The sequence below is a fragment of the Streptococcus sp. GMD1S genome (genome assembly GCF_000296875.1).
Taxonomy (GTDB): Bacteria; Bacillota; Bacilli; order Lactobacillales; family Streptococcaceae; genus Streptococcus.
Genome location: NZ_AJQY01000220.1, coordinates 1 through 819, shown reverse-complemented (window position 1 = coordinate 819; position 819 = coordinate 1). Strand labels below are relative to the sequence as shown.

The window sequence follows — 819 nt, the reverse complement described above, 5'->3', positions numbered from 1 at the left end:
TTGCTGGCTCTACAATCCCAGTATACCATAAACCTTATGGACCAGCGTTTGATAAAAGACCACCTAAATGGTGGTCTTTTATCAAACATTCTACTTGCCATTATGTTCCTGCTGGAAATCTTCCATAGCCTTGAACAACTCAAATTCTTTTTCATTAGCTGGTTGCTTGCCGAGATACTTGTATTCAAAAAATTCTATTCTATCCGTTGGTCCAAACTCACTATCATTCCATGGTGCATAGTCAAAGTCCAAAGAGGTTTTATTCTGTTCATCCACTTTGATTGTAAAGGCGGACCACTCCTCCAGACCCTGCTCGATGAAAATCTTCTTCATCTCACCACCTAGATCAAACAATTTCATAAAATCATTGTCAAATTCGTCTTCAGAAATATTAAATAAAGATGGAATATCCATGTAATAATGATATTTTCCTTTATATTTAAAGAAAAATATCACGCCACCACTAAGCGTCTTATCTACTTCAAAATTAATATAAAGATCATCCCACTCAACTGGAATCATATCGTTGGCCTGATGCACGATTTCGATAATTTTTTCATTCATTTGTTTTTCCATTTTATCCTCCGGTTAGATGTATTTTCCCCGTCTCTAGTATCCTTTATCTGTGAATGGTACCGCTTCTTACTGATAGGTCACCAACATAAAAACGAGGAGCAATACAAACAAGGCTAGGCTAATCAAGAGGGTCACCATTTTTACCAAGCGGTTGTTCTGCCAGTAGCCTGGTTTTCCGATATTGCTAGTCGCATCCATGGAAAAGAGTTGGCTTTGGCGAGGTTGGATGAGAACCAGGACAAT

At 38.1% G+C, this 819-nt stretch carries 2 protein-coding genes; both read right to left on the bottom strand.

All coding sequences use genetic code 11. From position 1 onward, the window contains the following. Positions 1–90: 90 nt before the first annotated feature. The gene (locus GMD1S_RS08420) at positions 91–576 is read right to left on the bottom strand and encodes an immunity protein YezG family protein (protein ID WP_000414878.1); all 486 of its coding nucleotides are present in this window, start codon (positions 574–576) and stop codon (positions 91–93) included. Positions 577–642: 66 nt separating this feature from the next. Further along, a partial coding sequence (locus GMD1S_RS08415) for an accessory Sec system protein Asp5 (protein WP_000563623.1) occupies positions 643–819 on the bottom strand: 177 nt, incomplete at its 5' end.

Excerpts from the sequence above, each read along its gene's own strand:
- GMD1S_RS08420 (WP_000414878.1), bottom strand. The coding sequence starts at position 576 with ATGGAAAAACAAATGAATGAAAAAATTATCGAAATCGTGCATCAGGCC.